The organism is Acinetobacter sp. YH16053, from assembly GCF_013417035.1.
GTDB lineage: Bacteria > Pseudomonadota > Gammaproteobacteria > Pseudomonadales > Moraxellaceae > Acinetobacter > Acinetobacter towneri.
The window spans coordinates 1-1,326 of sequence record NZ_VPEP01000127.1; the positions used below are offsets into that span (position 1 = coordinate 1).

The 1,326-nt window shown below is 41.8% G+C and carries 2 protein-coding genes; both read left to right on the forward strand.

Going from position 1 to position 1,326, the window contains the following annotated elements; all coding sequences use genetic code 11:
• Nucleotides 1-595: aminoglycoside adenylyltransferase domain-containing protein (locus tag FTV43_RS15510; protein ID WP_179995842.1), on the forward strand; the 595-nt coding region annotated here is incomplete at its 5' end.
• Between the two features lie 36 nt (nt 596-631).
• A partial coding sequence (gene trbL / locus FTV43_RS15515; protein WP_257224133.1) for a P-type conjugative transfer protein TrbL occupies nt 632-1,326 on the forward strand: 695 nt, incomplete at its 3' end.

The window sequence follows — 1,326 nt, forward strand, 5'->3', positions numbered from 1 at the left end:
AAAAAATTCACAGCCTGTTGGGGAATTACAAAGGCCATTAGAAGTTACTATATTATTAAAAGATGAGATTCAGTCTGGAATTTATCCTTTAAGTTATGAAATGCAATTTGGTGAATGGCTGCGTGAAGAGCTTAAAGAAGGTGGAATATTGAGCTCACAGAAAGACCCAGATATTAGTATATTGCTTAGAAAAGCGAGATCTCATCATCCAGTTTTATTTGGGCCAGCTTTAAACCAATGGGCACCTGAAATTTCTGATCAAGAACTATGGCAAGCAATGTCTGACACTTATCCCGAAATTGTAGCGCATTGGGATGAGGATGCAGATGAAAGAAACCAGATTTTAGCTTTATGCCGGATCTATTTTAGTTTAGTGATGAAGGATATTGCTTCAAAAGACAATGCTGCACGATGGGTTATGTCTCAGCTTTCTGATGAGCAGAAATTCGTATTGCAGCGACTTATACAGGAATATAGAGGGGAAATCGGCAAACAAAATTGGCAAGAGGAGCATTATGCTTTGCAGCCTATTGTCAATTTTTTGAGTTCAAAAATTGAAGAGCAGTTTGAGCAGAAAAGAAATCTGATCACATAATAATTTTTTGATTCTGGCTTTATGTCATGGCTTTTGATGAACTCAGCAACGTTCGCTGAAGCGATTGTAAATAGCTTCAGGCAGGCTGCATCTACCGCCAGTGGCTACAGTCTGCTTACACCCTCAGATTTTTTTGTGAACGGCTGGAAGATCGTCCAAGAGATTTTAAACTCGGTAAGTGCTTGGTCGCCTATTGATTCATTGGGGATGCTGATTGCTTCAATCATTATCATGATTGCATTTGCCTTGATTTGTGCGTTCTTGGTTTTGGCGTTGGTTGAAATGTATATCGTGGTGTCAGCTAGTGTCTTAATGATGGGGTTTGCAGGTTCGCAATGGACGAAAGACTATGCCTTGAAAACTATTCAATATGCTGTTTCAGTCGGTGCAAAAATATTTATCTTACAATTGATTGCAGGTCTTGGACTTACTTTTATCCAAGAGTGGGCTACGGGCTTTAATGTTGAAGACAATGTAAGTTTGGTCGGTATGATTGGCTGTAGTGTGGTACTGCTGGCATTAACCAAAATTGTGCCTGATATGCTCCAAGGTGTGATTAACGGTTCATCTATTGGAAGTGGTGCTGCTTTAACTTCTGCCCTACGTGCTGTGGCTGCTGCGACAGCTGGCGCTGCTGCTGGTGCAGCTGGTGCGTCTATGGCTACAAAAGGCGCTGGAGCGTTGGCAAGTGAACAGCTTAAAACGGCTCAAGCAACTGGCACAGGCCCAGC